This is a genomic window from Pseudohaliea rubra DSM 19751 (assembly GCF_000764025.1).
GTDB classification, from domain to species: Bacteria; Pseudomonadota; Gammaproteobacteria; order Pseudomonadales; family Halieaceae; genus Pseudohaliea; species Pseudohaliea rubra.
On record NZ_KN234766.1, the window covers coordinates 25536 to 45679 of the forward strand.

General features: G+C 65.8%; 22 protein-coding genes. 5 read left to right on the top strand and 17 right to left on the bottom strand.

Annotation, left to right across the window (positions count from 1 at the left end; translation table 11 throughout):
* Positions 1-18 precede the first annotated feature (18 nt).
* Complete coding sequence (locus HRUBRA_RS09210; protein WP_035516511.1) at positions 19-657, bottom strand: c-type cytochrome; 639 nt, start codon at positions 655-657, stop codon at positions 19-21.
* 31 nt (positions 658-688) lie between these two features.
* Positions 689-985 (bottom strand): c-type cytochrome, encoded by a 297-nt coding sequence (locus tag HRUBRA_RS09215; RefSeq protein ID WP_035516513.1) that lies wholly within the window; start codon positions 983-985, stop codon positions 689-691.
* 107 nt (positions 986-1092) lie between these two features.
* On the opposite strand from HRUBRA_RS09215, the gene yihA reads away from it, so the two are divergent.
* The gene (yihA, locus tag HRUBRA_RS09220) at positions 1093-1740 is read left to right on the top strand and encodes a ribosome biogenesis GTP-binding protein YihA/YsxC (protein WP_035516542.1); all 648 of its coding nucleotides are present in this window, start codon (positions 1093-1095) and stop codon (positions 1738-1740) included.
* Between the two features lie 752 nt (positions 1741-2492).
* Here yihA and polA read toward each other — a convergent pair.
* The 5 genes from polA to HRUBRA_RS09245 are packed head-to-tail and all read right to left on the bottom strand — an operon-like array spanning position 2493 to position 8273.
* The gene (gene polA, locus HRUBRA_RS09225; protein WP_035516515.1) at positions 2493-5219 is read right to left on the bottom strand and encodes a DNA polymerase I; all 2727 of its coding nucleotides are present in this window, start codon (positions 5217-5219) and stop codon (positions 2493-2495) included.
* Between the two features lie 16 nt (positions 5220-5235).
* Positions 5236-5874 (bottom strand): SCO family protein, encoded by a 639-nt coding sequence (locus tag HRUBRA_RS09230; protein WP_035516544.1) that lies wholly within the window; start codon positions 5872-5874, stop codon positions 5236-5238.
* A gap of 20 nt (positions 5875-5894) precedes the next feature.
* A complete protein-coding gene (gene cyoE / locus HRUBRA_RS09235; RefSeq protein WP_035516546.1) occupies positions 5895-6803 on the bottom strand; it encodes a heme o synthase in 909 nt (302 codons plus the stop codon).
* Between the two features lie 5 nt (positions 6804-6808).
* The gene (locus HRUBRA_RS09240; protein ID WP_236629832.1) at positions 6809-7495 is read right to left on the bottom strand and encodes an SCO family protein; all 687 of its coding nucleotides are present in this window, start codon (positions 7493-7495) and stop codon (positions 6809-6811) included.
* Complete coding sequence (locus HRUBRA_RS09245) at positions 7488-8273, bottom strand: SURF1 family protein (RefSeq protein ID WP_236629833.1); 786 nt, start codon at positions 8271-8273, stop codon at positions 7488-7490. The genes HRUBRA_RS09240 and HRUBRA_RS09245 overlap by 8 nt, the downstream gene beginning before the upstream one ends.
* 54 nt (positions 8274-8327) lie before the next feature.
* Here HRUBRA_RS09245 and HRUBRA_RS09250 point away from each other — a divergent pair, with 54 nt between their 5' ends.
* Positions 8328-8576, top strand: coding sequence for a DUF2909 domain-containing protein (locus HRUBRA_RS09250; RefSeq protein ID WP_035516516.1), 249 nt, complete (start codon positions 8328-8330; stop codon positions 8574-8576).
* Between the two features lie 4 nt (positions 8577-8580).
* On the opposite strand, the gene HRUBRA_RS09255 is transcribed toward HRUBRA_RS09250, so the two are convergent.
* The 4 genes from HRUBRA_RS09255 to coxB all read right to left on the bottom strand — a co-directional run bounded on the left by HRUBRA_RS09255 (position 8581) and on the right by coxB (position 12944).
* Positions 8581-9555, bottom strand: a complete 975-nt coding sequence (locus HRUBRA_RS09255) for a cytochrome c oxidase subunit 3 (protein WP_035516517.1) — start codon at positions 9553-9555, stop codon at positions 8581-8583.
* 43 nt (positions 9556-9598) lie between these two features.
* On the bottom strand, positions 9599-10093 hold the full coding sequence (locus tag HRUBRA_RS09260; RefSeq protein ID WP_407681015.1) for a cytochrome c oxidase assembly protein: 495 nt from the start codon (positions 10091-10093) through the stop codon (positions 9599-9601).
* A gap of 78 nt (positions 10094-10171) precedes the next feature.
* On the bottom strand, positions 10172-11752 hold the full coding sequence (gene ctaD, locus HRUBRA_RS09265; protein WP_035516520.1) for a cytochrome c oxidase subunit I: 1581 nt from the start codon (positions 11750-11752) through the stop codon (positions 10172-10174).
* Positions 11753-11765: 13 nt separating this feature from the next.
* Positions 11766-12944, bottom strand: coding sequence for a cytochrome c oxidase subunit II (coxB, locus tag HRUBRA_RS09270; protein ID WP_407681016.1), 1179 nt, complete (start codon positions 12942-12944; stop codon positions 11766-11768).
* A gap of 219 nt (positions 12945-13163) precedes the next feature.
* On the opposite strand from coxB, the gene HRUBRA_RS09275 reads away from it, so the two are divergent.
* Positions 13164-14510, top strand: a complete 1347-nt coding sequence (locus tag HRUBRA_RS09275) for an MATE family efflux transporter (RefSeq protein WP_035516522.1) — start codon at positions 13164-13166, stop codon at positions 14508-14510.
* Positions 14511-14521: 11 nt separating this feature from the next.
* Here HRUBRA_RS09275 and HRUBRA_RS09280 read toward each other — a convergent pair whose 3' ends face one another.
* The gene (locus HRUBRA_RS09280) at positions 14522-14791 is read right to left on the bottom strand and encodes a YheV family putative zinc ribbon protein (RefSeq protein WP_035516523.1); all 270 of its coding nucleotides are present in this window, start codon (positions 14789-14791) and stop codon (positions 14522-14524) included.
* An 80-nt stretch (positions 14792-14871) separates the two neighbouring features.
* On the opposite strand from HRUBRA_RS09280, the gene HRUBRA_RS09285 reads away from it, so the two are divergent.
* Together HRUBRA_RS09285 and ubiT are read left to right on the top strand one after the other, a co-directional pair.
* Positions 14872-15429, top strand: coding sequence for a gamma carbonic anhydrase family protein (locus tag HRUBRA_RS09285; RefSeq protein ID WP_035516525.1), 558 nt, complete (start codon positions 14872-14874; stop codon positions 15427-15429).
* A gap of 33 nt (positions 15430-15462) precedes the next feature.
* Positions 15463-15984, top strand: coding sequence for a ubiquinone anaerobic biosynthesis accessory factor UbiT (gene ubiT / locus HRUBRA_RS09290; RefSeq protein ID WP_035516527.1), 522 nt, complete (start codon positions 15463-15465; stop codon positions 15982-15984).
* 41 nt (positions 15985-16025) lie between these two features.
* Here the strand turns inward: ubiT and HRUBRA_RS09295 are convergent, their stop codons facing one another.
* The 5 genes from HRUBRA_RS09295 to HRUBRA_RS15410 form a co-directional block, all read right to left on the bottom strand.
* Positions 16026-16919, bottom strand: a complete 894-nt coding sequence (locus tag HRUBRA_RS09295) for a U32 family peptidase (RefSeq protein WP_035516529.1) — start codon at positions 16917-16919, stop codon at positions 16026-16028.
* Positions 16920-16928: 9 nt separating this feature from the next.
* A complete protein-coding gene (gene ubiU / locus HRUBRA_RS09300) occupies positions 16929-17924 on the bottom strand; it encodes a ubiquinone anaerobic biosynthesis protein UbiU (protein WP_035516531.1) in 996 nt (331 codons plus the stop codon).
* 144 nt (positions 17925-18068) lie between these two features.
* Complete coding sequence (aroE, locus tag HRUBRA_RS09305) at positions 18069-18908, bottom strand: shikimate dehydrogenase (RefSeq protein WP_035516552.1); 840 nt, start codon at positions 18906-18908, stop codon at positions 18069-18071.
* A gap of 20 nt (positions 18909-18928) precedes the next feature.
* Positions 18929-19846: an oxygen-dependent coproporphyrinogen oxidase gene (hemF, locus tag HRUBRA_RS09310; protein ID WP_035516532.1), complete on the bottom strand. Its 918-nt coding sequence runs from the start codon at positions 19844-19846 to the stop codon at positions 18929-18931.
* A 100-nt stretch (positions 19847-19946) separates the two neighbouring features.
* The coding region (locus HRUBRA_RS15410; protein ID WP_201771574.1) for a DprA-like winged helix domain-containing protein at positions 19947-20144 on the bottom strand (198 nt) is incomplete at its 5' end.

Below are 20144 nucleotides of genomic sequence, written 5' to 3' on the forward strand. Positions count from 1 at the left end.
CCTTTGCATGCTTCCGGTTTACTGCAGGCCGGCGATATAGCTCGCGACGGCCTTGAGCTCGAGGTCGGAGAGGCCGAAGGCGTTACTGCGCATGATCTTGCTCTCGCCGTCGGTGTAGCGACCCTCGCCCGGTTGTTCGTAACCGGTCGCATAGGCCTTGAGCTGGCCCTCAAGGTACTCGGCGTGCTGGCCCGCGAGTGCCGGGAAGCCCGCCGGATCATTGCCATGCCCCTGCGGGCCGTGGCAGGCCGTGCAGGCGGCAACGCCGCGCTCGGCGACGCCAGCGCGGTAGACCTTCTCGCCGAGGTCCGCAAGCTTGGGGTCCGTCTGACCGCCGCTGCGCTCGAAACCGTCGTAATAGGCCGCCAGATCGGCCAGCTCCTGGTCGGTCTTGTTGTCGACCTGGCCGGCCATCTGGGCGATCACCCGTTCACCATCACGAATGGCGACGAGCTGCTCGTAGAGGTAGCGTTCGCCCAGCCCGGCGAGCTTGGGGAAGGAGGGGACCATGCTGTTTCCGTCCTGGGCGTGACAGGCGGCACATACGGCGGCCTGCGCCTCACCGGAAGCAGGGTCACCCTGGGGCCGGACGTCGGCGGCGGAAGCGTACTGGACAGCGCTCGCGGCGATGCCGCAAGCGAGCAACAGTTTTTTCATAGCAAGTCTCGGCGCGGGAGCGCGCGGCGGATCACTCCGCCGGCGAGCTCATGTAGGTGATCAGTTCCTGGTACTCTTCATCGCTGCAATCAAAGCACATGCCCATGGGCGGCATGGCATTCAGACCGTTCTTCACGGAAGCGACGAGAGCGTCCATGCCCTTGGCCATACGCGGCTCCCAGGCAGCGACGTCGTTGGTCTTCGGTGCGCCGGCGACGCCGGCAGCATGACACACGGCGCAGGCCTTGTTGTACTTGTCCATGTTCGGCTCGGCCAGGGCGACCGTAGAACCGGCGGCGACCAGCGCCGCAATCAGCAGTTTCTTCATGGAAAACACCTCGGTATTGTAAGCCCGAATCCTTTTTCCCGTTTCCGGGAGTCGAAAAGCGGTGGCATTATATACGACTTGCCCACGGCGACAAACCGGTGCCCCTGATGGCTACCCCAGCCCCCGACTACCGTCGTGCCGCCTTTTCTACCAGCGCGGCACGCTTCAACCAATGCCCGCCCGATGAGGGCTGGGAAGTCGCTTTTGCCGGCCGCTCGAACGCCGGCAAGTCGAGCGCCATCAACAGCCTCACGGGGCAGGCGAGCCTGGCCCGCACGTCGAGGACCCCGGGACGCACGCAGCTGATCAATTTCTTCGAGCTGTCGGCTTCGCAGCGCCTGGTAGACCTGCCAGGCTATGGCTACGCCAAGGTGCCGCTGGCGGTGAAGGCGAAGTGGATGCGCGAGCTGGAGCGCTATCTGCAGGCCCGCCAGAGTCTCCGCGGCCTGGTCCTGCTCATGGATATCCGTCACCCGTTCCGTGATTTCGATCGGCAGATGCTCGAGTGGGGCACGATGGCCGGCATGCCGGTGCATATCCTCCTCACCAAGGCCGACAAGCTCGGGCGCGGCGCCGCCAAGAGCGCCCTCCTCGCCGCCCGCCAGGAGGCGGCCGCCTACCCGGATGACATGGTGTCCGTTCAGCTTTTCTCGGCCCTCAAGCACGAGGGCCGCAAGGAACTCACCGCCGTCCTCGACGCCTGGCTCACTGATGAGAGCGTTCTGGAACCGGAGACCCCCGACCCGGAGGAATGAAGCGCGGCCGGGGCCTTTCGATGCCGGTCTGAACGCCAGAGCACATCCATGGGCGCTCCGCTCGGTGGCACGAATCATCGTCGGGACCCTTCGATGCCGGCGCCAGCGCCGCGGTAAACCCCTCCGGGACACGCTACAAGCACATCCATGGGCGCTCCGCTCGGTAGCATGGACCACCGTCGGGACCCTTCGATGCCGGCGCCAGCGCCGGTGAAACCCTCTCCGGGACACGCTACAAGCACATCCATGTGCGCTCGACGCGGGCCATCCATGGCCCGCGACGGTCCCGGAGAGGGTTTCACCGCCACTGGCGCCTGACGTGGTGCTATTCGAACAGCGCTGTCGCACCCACCAGAGGCAGGCGACGGGGGTTGCGACACCCTGTCCCGGGGCGTCAGCGGACAGGACGTCCGCTGCCGAGCTGCCATGGATGGCGCTTTTGCGACCCCGGGACAGGGTGTCGCGAGCCCCGGCGCCGGGCTACGGAGCCCCCCCTGAGCCAACCACAAAGCGCCCCCGGCACAAACAACAATGCACCCGACAAAGACCCATCAGAACCAGAAAGAATTAAGGCGGCCATAAAAAAGCCCGGCGAGTGCAGAGAGGGAGCACCGGCCGGGCAGGCTTGGCTTTCTCAGGGGAAGAGAAAGGGGCATTTCCACCGGGGATGGCGAAAATACCCAGTGTGACTTGCGCCACACTCAGATAGACAGGGGACAGGCGCCGTTGTTCCCCGGCGCGGGAAAAAAAAGCTAGTGCGCCTCATCCCAGTTGTGACCGCTGCCGGCCTCGACCAGCAGGGGCACAGCCAGCTCCGCAGCGCCGGCCATGCGCTCGCAGAGCGCCGGGGCGATCGCATCGACCTCGTCCTCCGGCACCTCCAGGATGAGCTCGTCGTGCACCTGCATGATCAGGCGGACGGCCGGAGCTTCCGTGGCCAGCCAATGGTCCACGGCCAGCATTGCGCGCTTGATAATATCCGCGGCAGTGCCCTGCATCGGCGCGTTGATCGCCGTGCGCTCGGCGGCCTGCTGGCGCTGCTTGTTGCGGGCGTTGATTTCCGGCAGATAGAGGCGGCGGCCGAAAAGCGTCTCCACATAGCCCCGCTCATGGGCACCGGCACGGGTGCGCTCCATGTAGTCGGCGACACCCGGGTAACGCTCGAAATAGCGGTCGATGTAATCCTGAGCCTCGCTGCGGCCCAGGTGGAGCTGGCGGGCGAGCCCGAAGGCCGACATGCCATAGATCAGGCCGAAATTGATCGCTTTGGCCTTGCGTCGCTGCTCTGTCGACACCTTGTCCAGGTCCGTCGCGAAAACCTCCGCGGCCGTGGCGCAATGCACATCCAGACCTTCGTTGAACGCGGTGAGCAGACCCGTGTCGCCGGAAAGGTGCGCCATGATGCGCAGCTCAATCTGCGAATAGTCCGCAGCGAGAAGCCGATAGCCCTCGGGGGCGACGAAAGCCTGGCGGATGCGCCGGCCCTCCTCCGTCCGGATCGGGATATTCTGCAGGTTCGGGTCCGACGAAGACAGGCGGCCGGTAGCGGTCACCGCCTGGTGGTAAGACGTATGCAGGCGGCCCGTTTTCTCGTTCACCAGGGTCGGCAGCTTGTCCGTGTAGGTGGACTTCAGCTTGGACAGGCCGCGGTATTCGAGAAGCACCTTAGGCAACGGGTAATCGAGGGCCAGCTCTTGCAGCACCTCTTCCGCCGTGGACGGCGCGCCCTTCGGCGTCTTGCGCAGCACCGGCAGGCCCAGGCGCTCGAAAAGGATCTCCCCGAGCTGCTTGGGCGAGCCCAGGTTGAAGGGGCCGCCGGCGAGCTCATGGGCGTCGGCTTCCAGCGCTTCAAGACGCTTGCCCAGGGCAGCGCTCTGCTCGGCGAGGCGGCCGCGGTCGACGAGGGCGCCGTGGCGCTCCATACGTGACAGCACCGGCACCAGCGGCAGCTCGATCTCCTCGAAGACCTTCCGTAGCGATGGCTCCGCCTCGAGCTTCGGCCACAGCATGGCGTGCAGACGCAGCGTCACGTCCGCATCTTCAGCGGCATAGGAGGCCGCCTGCTCCACGGCAACCTGATCGAAGGTGAGCTGCCTCGCGCCCTTGCCGGCGACCTCCTCGAAGGGGATCGTGCGGTGACCGAGATACTTCAAAGCCAGGCTGTCCATGTCGTGGCGGGTGGCCGTGGCGTCGAGGACGTAGGACTCGAGCATGGTGTCGAAGCGCACACCGGCGAGGTCGATAGCGTAGCGGGCGAGCACGCTGGCATCGTACTTCAGGTTCTGCCCGACCTTGCCCCGCGCAGGGTCCTCGAGGAGGGGCTTCAGCTTCGCCAGCACCGTGTCGCGGTCGAGCTGCTCCGGTGCCCCGGTGTAGCGATGCGCCAGCGGTACGTAGGCAGCTTCACCGGGCGCGACAGCGAAAGAGACGCCGACGATCTCCGCAACCATATAGTTGAGGCTGGTGGTTTCCGTATCGAAAGCAAAGAGCTCACAATCCCCGAGGCGGGCGAGCCAGTGTTCCAGGGCCTGTTCCGTGGTCACGGTATCGTAGCCGTCGCGGTCCAGGTCGCCGGCGGCGGTCTCCGGCGCCGGCGCCGCGCCCTCGCCGAGCAGCTCCTCGAGCCAGCCCTTGAACTCCAGCCGCGTATAAAGCTCGACCAGCGCGTCCCTGTCCGGTTGGCCCGCCGCGAGATCGCCGGGGGCGAAGGGCAGCGCCACATCGGTCTTGATGGTCGCGAGGCGGTAGGACAGGCGGGCCTTGTCTTCCTGCTCCGCGAGCTTCTTGCCGAGGCTTTTCGCCCCGCGCAGCGACAGCCCGGCCACCCGGTCGAGGTTGGCATAGATATCGTCGAGGCTGCCCAGGCCCTGCAGCAGGCCGAGCGCCGTCTTCTCTCCGACACCCGGCACGCCGGGAATATTGTCCACCTTGTCGCCCATAAGCGCGAGAAAGTCGATGATGAGCGAGGGCGGCAGACCGAACTTTTCCTTGACGCCGGCCTCGTCCAGTACCGTTTCGGTCATGGTGTTCACCAGGGTGATGTGCCCGTCCACCAGCTGCGCCATGTCCTTGTCACCGGTGGAAATCACCACCGCTTCGCCGCGGCCGGCGGCCTCCCGGGCGAGGGTGCCGATAACGTCGTCCGCCTCTACCCCCGCCTCACAGATGAGCGGAAGACCCATGGCGCGGACGATGGCGTGAATCGGCTCGACCTGGGCGCGCAGATCATCCGGCATCGGCGGGCGCTGAGCCTTGTAGTCGGCAAAAAGTTCGTCGCGGAAGGTCTTCCCCGGCGCATCGAAAACCACCGCCACCGTGCTGCCGGGGTAGTCCTTGAGCAGCCGTCGCAGCATGCTGGTGACACCGCGGACAGCGCCCGTGGGCTCGCCGCTGGAGGTGGACAGCTCCGGCAGGGCGTGGAAAGCCCGGTAAAGGTAGGACGATCCGTCCACGAGCACCAGCGGTGCGGCGTCACTCACGGTTGTACCTCCCGGGTCAGCGGTTCCAGCGATAGAGCGCGGAGCGCAGAGTGACCTTCATCTTGGCGAGATCAAGGGGTGCCTTGAAAAACCCGTGGTAGTCCCCCCGCGGGTTGATGAGCACCACATTGGCACTGTGGTCCACCACGTAGTCCTCACCCTGCCCGGGCACCTTGCGGAAGGGCGCGTTCAACTTGGTAGCAAAGCTGTAGAGATCGAGGAACTCGCCGGTGACACCGGTGAAATCGTCATTGAAGTAGGGCACATAGCTGGCGAGCTGGTCCACCGTGTCCCGGGCCGGGTCCACGGAGACCATGAACACGGCGGTGTCTTCCGCCTCCGTGCCCTCGAGTTTGCCGGCGAGGCGATCGAGGAAGGCCATGGTCGTGGGGCAGATGTCCGGGCAGTGGGTAAAGCCGAAGAACACCAGACTCCATTGCCCCTCGAGCCGCGCCGGAACAAAGGGCTCGCCGCGGTGGTCCACCAGGGCGAAGTCACCAAGCTCCCGCGGGGTGTCGAGGAGAAAGAGCCCGTTGGCGCGCATCTCACTCACCGTGAGGACCCGCGGCTGCTGGATGCGGTGCACAAAGCCGGCCACGATCAGCAGAACGAACGCGAGCACGCCGACAATCGTCAGGCGTATGCCGCGGGTCATGGGCTTGCCGCTGGCGCCGCTCACGGTACCGGATATCCAGGCTGGAACAGGTAGTGATCCACCAGCATGACCAGGAACAACAGCATCAGGTAATTGATGGAGAACTTGAAGGTCATGATCGGTGCCCGCGGGTCCGTGCCGCGCATGAGCACAATGGACCACCAGAGGAAGCGGCCACCGAGCACCAGCGCACCGGCAAGATAGAGCGGACCGGAAAGACGCGTGGCAAAAGGCAGCAGCGTGATGAGAAACATGATGATCGTATACAGCAGGATATGCAGCTTGGTGAAGGCCTCGCCATGCGTTACCGGCAGCATGGGCACATCGACCAGGGCGTACTCCTCCTTGCGGTGGATCGCCAGAGCCCAGAAATGCGGCGGCGTCCAGGCGAAAATGATCAGCACCAGCAGCAGCGCATGGCCGTGGATCTCCCCGGTGACCGCCGTCCAGCCGAGGAGGGGCGGTGCTGCCCCGGCGAGGCCGCCGATGACAATATTCTGCGGCGTCGCGCGCTTGAGGAACAGGGTATAGATGAATGCATAGCCGACCAGGGATGCCAGGGTCAGCCAGGCAGTGAGCGCGTTCACCCACAGCAGCAGAATGGCCATGCCGGCAAGACCGAGGGCCAGGGCGAAGAGGGCGGCGTGCAGCGGCGAGACCCGGCCGCGGGCGATCGGCCTGTTGCGGGTCCGCGCCATACGCTCATCGATACGCTGATCCACGAGATGGTTGACCGCCGCCGCGGCGCCGGCGCAAAGGGCGATGCCGAGATTGCCGAGGATGAGCGCATCCAGCGGCACCCAGCCCGGCACGGCCATGCACATGCCGATGACCGAGGTGAGGATCATCAGCGCCACTACCCCCGGCTTGGTGAGTTCCTTGTAGTCGCGCCAGCTGGCGCCCGGGGCCCGGGTAACGGCTTCGGTCATCGCGGTCACCCGTTCGAGTTCTTGAGGAGGAACTTCAAGTCGGCCATCACATCCTTGTAGCTGACGCTGTCATCGTAGGCCATCATCACCCAGCCTGCGGGGTCCACGAGGTACCAGGTATCGGGGCGATCGGCGAGCTCCGGAAACTGCGCGCGCAAGGCAGCGCGGTCCGCGCCGAGGGTTAACAGACCCACGTGCTGCGTCCTCAGGTAGGCTCTGAAGTCTGCCGGGGGAGCGCTGCCATCGCTGAGTGCCTCAGCGGAAAACGCGGTGTCCGCCAGCGGACGGTCCCCGACCCAGGCCCGCTGCAGGCGATTGAACGCCTTGCCCATGGCAACGTGAATCTGCCGCGTGAGGTAGAGCCGTCGCTCACAGCTGGCATCACAGGCGCCGGGGGCGGGCACCAGCAGGGTCCACTTCGGCTCCCCGGAGGCCAGGGTAAAGGCGTTGCCGGCCTGATCAACGAGGCCGAGCTCAGTGACCGGCCGTGGCGGCGCCAGGAGCTCGCCGTTGTTCGCAGTTCCCAGGGAACCGACGAGATCGAGCTCACCGTTGACAACGAAGTACCAGAGCCAGGTCGCGGCGAGGATCATGGTCACCGGGATGCCGACAATGGTCAGCAGCACCAGGCGGTTCCGGTTTACCGTGGCCCGATCGAACGCCGGCGCCGTTTTACCCATCGGTTCAGTCATCCTTTCTTCCCGTTGCCTTGGGCCCGCCGCGCAGCAGGGCCCAGAGATTGCTGCTGCGCAGCACAAAAAACAACCCCAGTACGGCGGCCATGGTGAACCACTGCACGGCATAGCCGCGGTGTTTCGCCGGGCTGACGTTGACCACCGGCCACGCTGCAGCCAGCGCCCCGGGAGCGGTCGCATCGAGGCGCACGCTCCAGGGAAAGACCGCAGCGCCGAGTTCAGCGGCCAGCGCCGCCGTAAGCGGCGCCATCTCCAGGGCCTGTACCACCCGCGGCCAGTCGTCCACGGCCTGCGATTGCTCGCCCAGGAGGTAGGGCGGGTCCGGGGGCACGTAAAGCTGCCCCGTGAGCTCCACCCGCCCGGCGGGGGCGGCGGGCTGCGGCAGCGAGCGTCGCGCCGGATCTCCCGGAACCCAGCCGCGGTTCACCAGCGTGTAAGCGCCGTCGTCCCTGGCGAACAGGGACACCACCTCGTAGCCGAAGCGGCCGCCCTGAATCCGGTTGTCCAGGAGCAGATAACGCCCCGCCACGTAGCGCCCCTGGAGGCGCACCGGCAGGTAGGCAAGGGCCGCAGGTTCCCGCGCCGCGAGAGCCTGACCAAGCCGTGCGGGGGCCGCCGCCTGCCGCGCCTCGAAGCGGGCGAGCAGTTCACGTTTTTCCCTTTCGCGGTCGAGCTGCCAGAACCCGAGGGTGACCAGCACCGGCAGCAGCAGCAGCACCAGCACGGTGGTGCGCCACTCCAGATCCAGCTCCAGGGCACCGAAGGACGCCTGCATCAGCACACGTCCACTGCGCTATACTGGCCGTTTGCGCAGGATCCGGGGGCCGTTGTGCTGAAAGGGCTGATCATCGTATTCATGGTACTACTCGTAGCCAGCCTCGGCAGCGGGCTGTACTTCCTGCTTGTGGACCAGGGTGACAAGAACAGCCGGCGAACCTTGCATTCCCTCGGGGTCCGTCTCGGACTGGCGCTGGGGCTGGCGACCGTAATCGTCTACGGCGTCGCCACGGGCCAGCTTGGCCACGGTAATCCCTGGGACGCCGGCCCGGAAAGCGCAGCTTCCCGGGCCGCGGAGTGATGATTCAGAGGATGTAAATAAAGAGGAACAGGAACACCCACACCACGTCGACGAAGTGCCAGTACCAGCTGGAGCCCTCGAAGCCGAAGTGATCATTGGCGGTAAAGTGGCCACCACGCACAGACCGGTACAGCTGCACCGCCAGCATGAACGTTCCCATAAGCACGTGGAAGCCATGAAAGCCGGTCAGCATAAAGAAGGTGGAGCCGTAGATCCCGGAGTTCAGCGTGAGGCCGAAGTGCGCATAAGCCTCGTAATACTCCAGCGCCTGCAGGCAGACGAAAACAACGCCCAGGAACACGGTCAGGCCCAGCCACAGGTTGAACTTGCGACGGTTGTTGTCGAGCAGCCCCATGTGGGCGATGTGCACGGTTACGCTCGAGGACAGGAGGATAAGCGTGTTCCAGAGCGGCAGCCAGAGGTACCAGGCTGAGGCCTCGGCGAAGGCCATGCTCTTATGCGCGCTGGTGAAGGTGCCGTTGTTGGCAATCAGCTGACTGCCGGCGCCACCGACAGCTTCCTGCGGCGTCTGCATCATGGGCCAGGAGAACTGGAAGCCCTCCCAGAGCAGGTGGTTCATGCGTCCGCCATCACCTTCACCGGCGAGCCAGGGGCCCACGAGGTTGCGCACGTAGAAAAGCGCACCGAAAAAAGCCGCAAAGAACATCACTTCCGAGAAGATGAACCAGCCCATGCCGAGCACGTAGGATTTCTTCAGCTGGGCGCTGTTCATGCCTGCGAGGTTTTCCCGGATCGCCTGGCGGAACCAGGCAAACAGGGTGGCACCGAAGACGGCCAGGCCTGTGTACATAATAAACTTGCTGTTACTGCTCACCCCGGGCTCGCCGAAGGTCATGTCGTTCATGACGTTGGCTGCACCGAACACACTCAATACCAGCCCGATCGTGGCCATAACGGCCATTTTGCTCTTCTCGGGCACATAATAGTTTTCGTGTGCGGTAGACGTCTGGGCTGTCATTCTCTCTCTCCGTTTACGTAGGCGCCGCTCCCTGCGCGGCGCCTCAGCGGGCGGCGACGGCGTCGCTCGCCATGTCCGTCACGTCAAAAAGCGTGTAGGACAGCGTGATGGTCTTGATATCCCGGGGCAGATCCCGATCGACGATGAACTGCAGCGGCATCTCCGCCGTGCTGGCACCGTCCAGCGGCTGCTGGTTGAAGCAGAAACACTCGGTCTTGTGGAAGTACTCGGCGGCCCGGGACGGCGACACGCTCGGTATCGCCTGCGCCACCATGGCCTTCGGTAACGGGTTGCGAGCGTGAAACACCGTGCTCGTAGCCGCCCCGGGGTGCACCCGCAACATCCGGTCGCCCGGGTTGAAGGCCCAGGGCATACCGTCATTGTTGCGGGCGATGAACTGCACAGTGATCTCCCGGCTCTCGTCAATCCCGGCGGGCGCCGCCGTATAGGCCTGCCCGCTGGTCTTGCCGTTGATACCGAGGGCGTCGCAGAGGACGTTGTAGAGCGGCACCATCACCACAAAGACGAAGCTGAACATCAACACTGCCGTCGCCACCAGCTTTAAAGCGGTGTCGACGGCGGGGTTTCTGCTTACGCGCAGCACAGTCCGCAGGCCTCAGAAGTGCGCGTGCGCCGGATCGATCTTCGGCGGCACCTCGAAGGTGTGATACGGCGCCGGCGTCGCTACCGTCCACTCGAGACCCTCGGCGCCATCCCAGACCTTGTCATCGGAAACCGGCTTGCCGGCGACGATGGTCGCAATGACGTTGTAAAGGAACAGCAGCTGCGAGGCCCCGTAAACAAAGGCACCGATCGAGGACATCATGTTGAAGTCCGCGAACTGCAGCGAGTAGTCCGGGATACGCCGCGGCATGCCCGCCAGGCCCACGAAGTGCTGCGGGAAGAAGGTGACGTTAAAGGCGATGAAGGAGATCCAGAAGTGGGTCTTGCCCATGGTCTCGTTGTACATCTTGCCGCACCACTTGGGCAGCCAGAAGTAGACCGCCGCAGTCATGCTGAACACGGCACCGGCAACCATCACGTAGTGGAAGTGGGCCACCACGAAGTAGCTGTCATGGTACTGGAAGTCCGCCGGGGCAATGGACAGCATCAGGCCCGTGAAGCCACCGATCGTGAACAGCACGAGGAAGCCGATACAGAACAGCATGGGCGTCTCGAAGGTAAGCGCACCGCGCCACATGGTGGTGATCCAGTTGAAGACCTTCACACCGGTGGGCACCGCGATGAGCATGGTGGCATACATGAAGAAGAGCTCGCCGGCCACGGGCATACCCACGGTGTACATGTGGTGGGCCCAGACGATGAAGGACAGGAACGCGATAGCTGCCGTGGCATAGACCATGGAGTCATAGCCGAACAGGGGCTTGCGCGAGAAGGCCGGGATGATCTGGGATACCACACCGAAGGCCGGCAGGATGATGATGTAGACCTCGGGGTGACCGAAGAACCAGAAGATATGCTGGAACAACACCGGGTCACCGCCGCCGGCGGCCGAGAAGAAACTGGTACCAAAATGCACATCCATGAGCATCATCGTCACCGCTCCGGCGAGCACCGGCATGACGGCGACCAGCAGGAAGGCAGTGATCAGCCAGGTCCAGACGAACAGCGGCATCTTCATGTAGCTCATGCCCGGCGCGCGCATGTTCATCACCGTGGCGATGATATTGATGGAACCCATGATCGAGGACACGCCGAGGATATGGATGCAGAAGATGAAGATAGTGACCGACGGACCGGCGTAGGTGGTCGACAGCGGCGCGTAGAAGGTCCACCCGGCCGCCGGGGCGCCGCCCTCCATGAACAGCGTGGAGGCGAGCAGCAGGAACGCCGGGGGCAGGATCCAGAAGCTCCAGTTGTTGAGCCGCGGCAACGCCATATCCGGTGCACCGATCATCATGGGAATCAGCCAGTTGGCCAGGCCCACGAAGGACGGCATGATCGCCCCGAAGACCATGACGAGGCCGTGCAGCGTGGTCATCTGGTTAAAAAAGGCCGGTTCCACCAGCTGCATGCCGGGCTGGAACAGCTCTGCCCGGATGATCATGGCAAAGGTCCCACCGAGCAGGAACATTGCAAATGAGAACCACAGGTACATCGTCCCGATGTCCTTGTGGTTGGTGGTAAAGAGCCACCGCGAGAGGCCCTTGGCCGGGCCGTGATGATGATCTCCCATGGTCTTTCTCTCCTCAGCCCTGCTTGTAGTTGAACACGTCGATGGGCTGCACAAGGTCGCCCATATTGTTGCCGAACGCGTTCCGCTGGTAAGTAATCACTGCTGCCAGGTCGACGTCGTTGAGCTGGCCGCCGAAAGCCTGCATTGCCGTACCGGCGACGCCGTTGATGCCGATCTCGAGGTGGCCGCCAAGCTCACCGGTCGCAATGGGGCTGCCGGCAATGGCGGTGCCGACACCCCCCTCGCCGCGGGCACCGTGGCAGGCCAGGCAATTGCGTTCGTAAACCGCCTTGCCGCGCGCCATGAGCTCCTCGAGGGAGAAGGTCTGTGCCATGAGCTCTTTTACCTTGGCCGCCTGCTCCTGCTTCTCGCCGAGCCACGCCGCGTAGTCTTCCTTGCTGACCACTTCGACCACGATGGGCATGAAGCCGTGGTCCTTGCCGCACAGCTCCGCGCACTGACCGCGGTAGGTACCGATTTCGTTTGCGCGGGTCCAGGTCTCGTTGATAAAGCCGGGGATTGCATCTTTTTTCACAGCCAGCTCCGGCACCCACCAGGAGTGGATGACGTCGTTGGCCGTAACCAGGAAGCGGACCTTGGTGTCGACGGGGATCACCAGCGGCTCATCCACTTCCAGCAGGTAGTTTTCATTCTTGCCGTCGGTGTTGTAGATCTCTGCCTGAGGCGTGGACAGATTGGAGAAGAACGCCACGCTTTCGCCATCCTCGGCAAGGTATTCGTACTTCCACTTCCACTGGTAGCCGGTTACCAGCACATCCATGTCGGCATCATCAAAATCGTAGATGTCGAGCAGCGTCGAGGTCGCAGGCACGGCCATGGTAATGAGGATGAGGAAGGGCACGACGGTCCAGGCGATCTCCACCTTGGTGCTTTCGTGGAACTGCGCCGGCTTCACCCCGCGGGACTTGCGGTGGTAGATGATGGAGTAGAACATGACTCCGAACACGAGCGCGCCGATGGCCACGCAGATCCAGAGAATGATCATGTGCAGATCGAAGATGGATCGACCGACATCGGTCACACCGACCGGCATATTGAGGGCGTTCTTCTCGCCGCCGGCCGCAAGCGCCAGCCCCGGAAGCGTCACAAGAACGCCGGCCGCGAACGCGAGCAGTCTTTTAAACGTATTCAAGGACATCGAGTAATTCTCCAGTTCCAGGCCTGAGAACATCACTACCACCGCTTCAGGCCCGAAGAGCTGCTGAGCGCGCTGGCCGCTCTGGCCCCGGGGGCCGTGGTGGACGAGCGCGGAGTGGACTGTGTGCCGCCGGCGTTGCGACAAAAGGGCGCAGCGCGAGCGCCGGGAAGTATAGCGAAAGGCGCAGCGGTACGTAACCGATTTGCATTCAGATCATCCCCCGGGGATGACAGCACAAGGGCACCACCACCAGTGGAAAAAAACCGCCGCCTGGACCACAAGATATGGGGTATCGCCTGGCCGGCGATCCTTGCCAACGTGTCTATTCCGACCCTCGGACTGGTCGATGCGGCGATTCTCGGGCACCTCGACAGCACCCGCTACCTCGGCGCCGTGGCCATCGGCAGCGCCATTCTTTCCTTCCTGTACTGGGGCTTCAGTTTTCTGCGCATGGGCACCACCGGGCTGGTGGCCCGGGCCGGCGGTGCCGGCGAGCCCGACGAAGCGCTGAAGATCCTTGTGCGCTCCGCTGCCCTTGGCGTGGCGATTGCTGCGCTCATCGTCATCCTGCACCCGCTGTGGCTGACCCTGGGTCTGTCGCTCATGCAGCCGGACCCGGTCCTCGCCGCGCCGGCAGCGAGCTATATTCGCCTGCGGCTGCTGAGCGCGCCCGCCGTGCTGGCGACCTACGCCGTGATCGGCTGGTGCATCGGGCGCCAGAACACACGCTGGCCCATGGCCATCCTGCTGGTGACCAACGGCAGCAACATCGTGCTGGATATCGCCTTCATCCTCGGCCTGGGCCTGGCCAGCGACGGCGCCGCCCTGGCCACGGCCTGTGCCGAGTACCTGGGCCTCGCGGTTGCCGTATTGGCCGTGCGCCGCGCGGGCATCCACCTTCCGGCCGGGGACCTGCGCCGGGCGCTCGGCGACCGCCACGGCTACCGCCAGCTGTGGCGGGCCAACGGCCACCTTTTCCTGCGTACCTTCTGCCTGCTCGGCTGCTTTGCCTTTTTTACCGCCGCCGGCGAAAAGCTCGGCCAGGACGTGCTCGCAGGCAACGCCCTCATGCTGCAGTTTCTGCTCTTTGCGGCTTTTTCCCTCGACGGCTTTGCCTATGCGGTCGAGGGTCTCGCCGGCGAGCGCCTCGGAGCGCGGGACCTGCCCGGCTTTCGCCGGGTGGTCCGCCGCTGCGCGATGTGGAGCGCGGCCAGCGCGCTGGCGATCAGCGCCCTTATCTACGCCGGCCGGCCGCTGATCTTTCCCCTGCTGACAGACCTTGCCGGCGTGCAGGCCGTGCTCGCCGCGCACAGCGGCTGGCTGGTAGCGCTACCGCTGCTGGCTGCGCCGAGCTATCTGCTCGACGGTGTATTTATCGGCGCGGCGGAAACGCGGCCGATGATGACCACGATGTGGTTGAGTGCCCTCGGTATCTATCTCCCCGTCTGGTGGCTGACTCAGCCCCTGGGCAACGATGGCCTGTGGCTGGCCTTCACACTGTTCAACCTGGCCCGGGGGGTGGCGCTCGGCGGGGTGTTCCTGCAGTTCAGCCGCCGGGGCCGCTGGCTGCCGTCCGCTTCCCGGGAGCCGGCGTGCTGAAGATGGTGATCCTAGGGGCTGTCGTCTTCGGGAGCCTTCCGGGCCGGATCCAGGAGCCTGACCACATCGGCGGCGGTTTCGGTCCGCCGGGCGCTGGCGCGGGTGACCCGCGTGGGCACCTCGGACGCCGCCGGCGGCTCAGGCCGCGCCTCGCTGAAGCCGCAGGCGACGCACTCCCGATGGTCCGTGTCCAGGTTCACCACCAGGCGGTCCATGGCGGCGCAGCGAGGGCAGACGGCACCGGCAATAAAGCGGCGGCGGGGCCGGAAGGGCGGTTCCATGGGGGTTCTCCGTGCTCAGGAACAGGGGCTGCGGTTACACTTGACGTTGAGACCATTTTAGCAACTTAAAGGGGGGCACCATGCGTCACCACACTCGGACCAGCCTGCGCAGTTACGACGGACACCAGCCGCAGCTCGGCGAGCGGGTGCTGATCGATCCTTCCGCCGTGGTCCTCGGCGACGTCACGCTGGGCGACGATGTCTCCATCTGGCCGCAGGCGGTGCTGCGCGGCGACATGCACTGGATCCGCATCGGCGCGCGCACCAGCATCCAGGACGGCAGCGTCCTGCATATCACTCACGCGGGCCCCTACAATCCGGAAGGCTGGCCCCTGGCGATCGGCGCCGAGGTCACCGTGGGCCATAATGCCACGCTGCACGGCTGCCGCATCGGCGACCGGGTGCTGGTCGGCATGGGCGCCACGGTAATGGACGGCGCAGTGGTCGAGGACGAGGTGGTCATCGCCGCTGGCGCCCTGGTGACCCCCGGGAAGCGGCTGGCCTCGGGCTACCTTTACGCCGGCGTTCCGGCGCGGCAACAGCGCCCTTTAACTGACGCAGAGCAAGACTATTTCCGCTATAGCGCGGATAATTATGTCCGTCTGAAGGACCGCCACCTCGCCGAGCTCGAGGACTAGGGTCCTCAGTCAGTAGCCAGCAAGGAGACCGCCATGAACGCCAGCTCTGTTTCCCCGTCGATCCCGCGCACCCTTGCCAGGCTGCCCGGCGTACGACGCCTGCCCTGGCCCGGGCCCCTGGCCCTGATCCCCGCGCCCGTAGAGCGGGCAGCGGCGGAAGTGGCCGTCAACCGCGCACTGGCCCCGCAGCTGGCCGATGGTGATGTCGATTTCCTTGAAGGCCGCAGCCTGCGCATACGCATTCCCGATATCGGCTGCGACTGGCTGGTGACCAAGGCCGGTTCCCGGCTCACCTTCCGCGCCGGCCGCGATGAGGCCGAGGCGACCTTTGCCGGCGACGCGCGCAGTCTCCTGCTCCTCGCCGCCCGCCGCGAAGACCCGGACACGCTGTTCTTCCAGCGCCGGCTTGACATCGAGGGAGATACGGAGCTCGGCCTGCAGGTGAAGAACCTCATCGACAGCATCGACTTCGACGACCTGCCGGCGCCGCTGATCCGGGCGCTGGGCTTCAGCGCGGCGTTCGCCGAAGCGCTGCCCGGCGCGGACGCCGCCTGAGGCAGCCCCCCGGAACCGGCCCCCGGGGCAGGCGTGGTGCATCAGGCGTTCGGGGCGACAGCCATGCCCGGAGCGCCTCGGAAAAACCCGTCGCAAACCGGCGCACTCACCCAGGCCGTCACGTCCGTACTGTCACTGGCGCCGTCGAGCACCGCACGGTAGCGGTCGATCACCGCGCCCAGGTGCTCCGGCTGCGGGCTCAGGCGCAGCGTCGTCACGCCGAGATCGGCAAGCTCCCGCCCATAGGGCAGCAGGTGCTGCACCGCCCCGGACTGCGTCTGCACGCCGTTCAGCGTGAACAGCGGCTCGCCTTCCTGGCTTGCCATGGGCAGGCCCTCCGGGTAGTCCTCGCAGACGATCGCGCAGCGATCCTTGGGCCGGCCCACGTGCCGCGCGGTAAAACAGCGCGCGGAGCAGGCCAGGGGGATGCGGCCAAAGGCAAACAGCTCCGTCTCCAGCACCACACCCGCACGTCGGGCCTCCCCGAGCAGGTCACCGAGGCTCTCCCGGGACAGCTCCAGGGGCGGCAGCCAGCGCACCATACCGCGGTCACGCAGAAGCCGGAGCGCCGCGACGTTGTAAAGGTTGAGGCTCGCGCCGCCGACGAAGGGAAGACCTTCCTCCGCGAGGAGCCGTACCGCGCCCATGTCATTGGCTTCGACAAGGAATTCGCCGTTGCGGCAGAGCCGGCGCACCGTCGACAACTCTGACCCCGCCTGCACCAGCGCCAGCGTCGACAGCACGACCTGCTTGCCGGCTGCGGCCAGTTCCCGGCCGAGCGCGAGCCACTCATCGGGGGCGAGGCTGCGCCGCTTGGCGCAGACGGTCTCACCGAGGTAGACGATATCCACCGGGTCCGCCACGCGCTCGGCGTAAAAAGCCTCGATAGCTTCGCGGGACCATGGGTAGAGCAGGGGGCCAAGGGAAAGGCGCATGGCGGGCTCCTATTGCCAGGGACGATCGTAGGCACCGAGTGTGGTCTGGGCACCCTCGGACAGGCCGGCCAGGGCGGCCATCCACTCACCGCGCGGACGGTAGGCTGTCGGGTCCCGGTGACAGCTGTCCAGGGCCTCACGCCAGACTCGAACGGCCTTGTCGACATAGGCCACGCTGCGCTGACGCCCCTCAAGCTTGACCGCGGCGACACCCGCCCCGGCAAGGGCGGGCAGCAGCGCCAGCGTATTGAGGCTGGTGGGCTCCTCGAGGGCGTGATAGGTGGCATTATTCACCGTGAAGCGGCCCTTGCAGACCACGGGATAGCCGGCGCTCTCGCCGGGGCCGAAGCGGTCGATGAGCACATCGTTCAGGCGCACTTCCGTGCCCGCATCACTTTCCACCCAGCGTACGGCCTGCGCAGGGCTGCAGGCGCCCTCGGTGTTCGGGGATTCGCCGGTGGTGTAGGCAGAGAGCAGGCAGCGGCCCTCCACCATCACGCAGAGACTGCCGAAACCGAACACCTCGAGCGCCATGGGGCTGTCCTCGCACAGGCGCTCCACCTGCGCCAGGGACAGCACCCGCGGCAGCACCGCGCGCTCGACCCCGAAGTTGTCGGCGTAGAAGCGCAGCGCCTCACTGTTCGTTGCCGAGCCCTGCACAGACAGGTGCCGGCGTACTCCGGGGTGCTTGCGCGCCGCGTAGTCCAGAACGCCGAGATCGGCAAGAATCAACGCGTCCACGCCGAGTTCTGCGGCCGTGTCCACGGCTCGCTGCCAGCGGCGCCAGCCCGCGGGCCTGGGATAGGTGTTAATGGCGACGTAGACCTCGCAGCCGCGCTCGTGGGCATGGGCCACGGCCTTGCGCGCGCTGCCGTCATTGAAGTTGAGGCCGGCGAAGTGGCGCGCGTTCGTATCGTCGCGAAAACCGAGATAGACCGCGTCGGCGCCGGCGCCGACCGCCGCCTTGAGCATGGGCAGATTGCCCGCAGGACAGACGAGTTTCACCGCTATTCCTCCTGGTCCCGGGCGCGCCGCCTTCTTCCGACGCACGCGGCGTATGGGTCCGCGCGCCTGGCAGGGCCCGCGGGATAGGCGGCATTGTCCGGGAAACAGCCCGGGGGCTAGTGGACCGGGGGGGAGGAGCGGCGCCTAAGCGGCTGCGGCGAGGACCTCGCGCACCTGGCGGATCACGGGGCCTGTTTCCGGCCGGGCCTGGTGCCAACGGTAGTACGACTCCGCCGCCTGCTCCACGAGCATGCCCAGGCCGTCAGCGACGGCCCAGGCGGCGTGCTGGGCGGCCCAGCGCATGAAGGCCGTCGGCTCCGCGCCGTAGACCATGTCGTAACAGCAGCTGCGCTCCGTAAGCATCGCCGGCGGCAACGGAGGCACCTCGCCGGAAAGACCGGCGCTGGTCGCGTTGATAACCAGGTCGAAGGCGCGGCCTTCGAGATCCTCGAGGCCACCGCCGGCAACGTCCCCCAGCTCGCCGAAGATGCCGGCCAGCTCCCCGGCCTTCGACGCCGTCCGATTGGCGATGTACAGACTGTGCGGGCGCTCGAGCAGCAATGGTTCCAGCACCCCGCGGGCGGCACCGCCGGCGCCGAGCACGAGCACCCGGGCGCCCTGAACGGCCCAGCCGAGATTGACCACCATGTCGCGCACCAGGCCCAGACCATCGGTGTTATCGCCGAGGATCGCGCCGTCCGCAGCCGGGTGCAGCGTATTCGCGGCGCCGGCCCGGCGGGCCCGCTCCGAGAGCCGGTCGGCAAAAGCCGCCGCTTCCGGCTTGAAGGGTACGGTGACGTTCAGTCCGGCACCGCCACGCTCAAAAAAGGCGCGGGCTGAGCGCTCGAAATCGCCGAGTTCCACGCGCACGGCCCGGTACTCGATACGATGGCCGAACTGCGCGGCGAAGGCTGTGTGGATGATCGGCGACTTGCTGTGCTTGATCGGGTTGCCATAGACGGCGAACTTGCGGGCGCTGCTCACGGGCTCGTCCTCCCGGTCCATCACAGGGCCAGCCAGTCGCGGCCGGTGAGGAACTCGCTGGTGAGCGCAGCCTCCGGCGTGCCGGGCGCCGGGCGATAGTCGTAATCCCAGCGCACGAGGGGCGGCAGGGACATGAGAATCGCTTCGGTGCGCCCGTCCGACTGCAGGCCGAAGAGCGTGCCGCGGTCGAAGACCAGGTTGAACTCCACGTATCGCCCGCGGCGATAGAGCTGGAACTGGCGCTCCCGGTCGCCCCAGGGCGTTTGCCGCCGCCGCTGCACGATCGGCCGGTAAGCCTGAAGATAGGAATCACCCACGGCACGCATGAAGGCGAAGCAGGTGTCGAAATCCCAGTCGTTAAGGTCATCGTAAAACAGGCCGCCCACACCCCGGGGCTCCTTGCGATGCTTGAGATAAAAGTAGTCGTCGCACCAGCCCTTGAGCCGCGGGTAGACCTCCTCGCCGAAAGGCGCACAGGCCGCCTGCGCCGTGCGGTGCCAGTGCACGCAGTCTTCCTCGAAGCCATAGTAGGGGGTGAGGTCGTAACCCCCGCCAAACCACCAGACCGGCGCCTCGCCCGGCTTCTCGGCCACGAACAGGCGCACATTGGCGTGGGACGTCGGCACGTAGGGGTTTTCCGGGTGAATAACCAGCGACACCCCCATGGCCTGGTAGCTACGACCCGCAAGTTCCGGCCGGGAAGCCGTAGCCGAAGGCGGCAGGCCCTCGCCCAGCACGTGAGAAAAATTGACCCCCGCTTTTTCAAACACAGCGCCACCGGCAAGTACGCGGCTGCGCCCGCCGCCGCCGCCGGGCCGCTCCCAGCTGTCGACGATGAAGCCCTCGCGACCATCCTCCTCTGCAAGTTCATCGCAGATGCGGTCCTGCAGCTCAAGCAGGTAAGCCTTGACGGCATCAATAGGCAGGGTGTCGGTCATGGCGTCAGTCCTTCTGGCGGGGTGCGGCCCAGGCGGGGGCCGGCGCGAACTGCCGGCGAGGAGGGATTCTAGCAGGCGCTGGGGACCAGGCAAGGCGCTCTCAGCGCAAACGCCGGTAACCACCGGGACCCCGATCTGCAAGCCCTGAAATTTCAAGCTCTCCTGCCGCAGTAAGCACCCACTCCACAGTCTCTCCGAGATCCTCAGCAAGACTGTCCGGAGCGCGCTCGCCGGCGTCCAGGGCGTCGAAGAGGCGCCGGGCGGCCCTCGAAAGATCGCCGTCGGGGCCGGCGGCAGC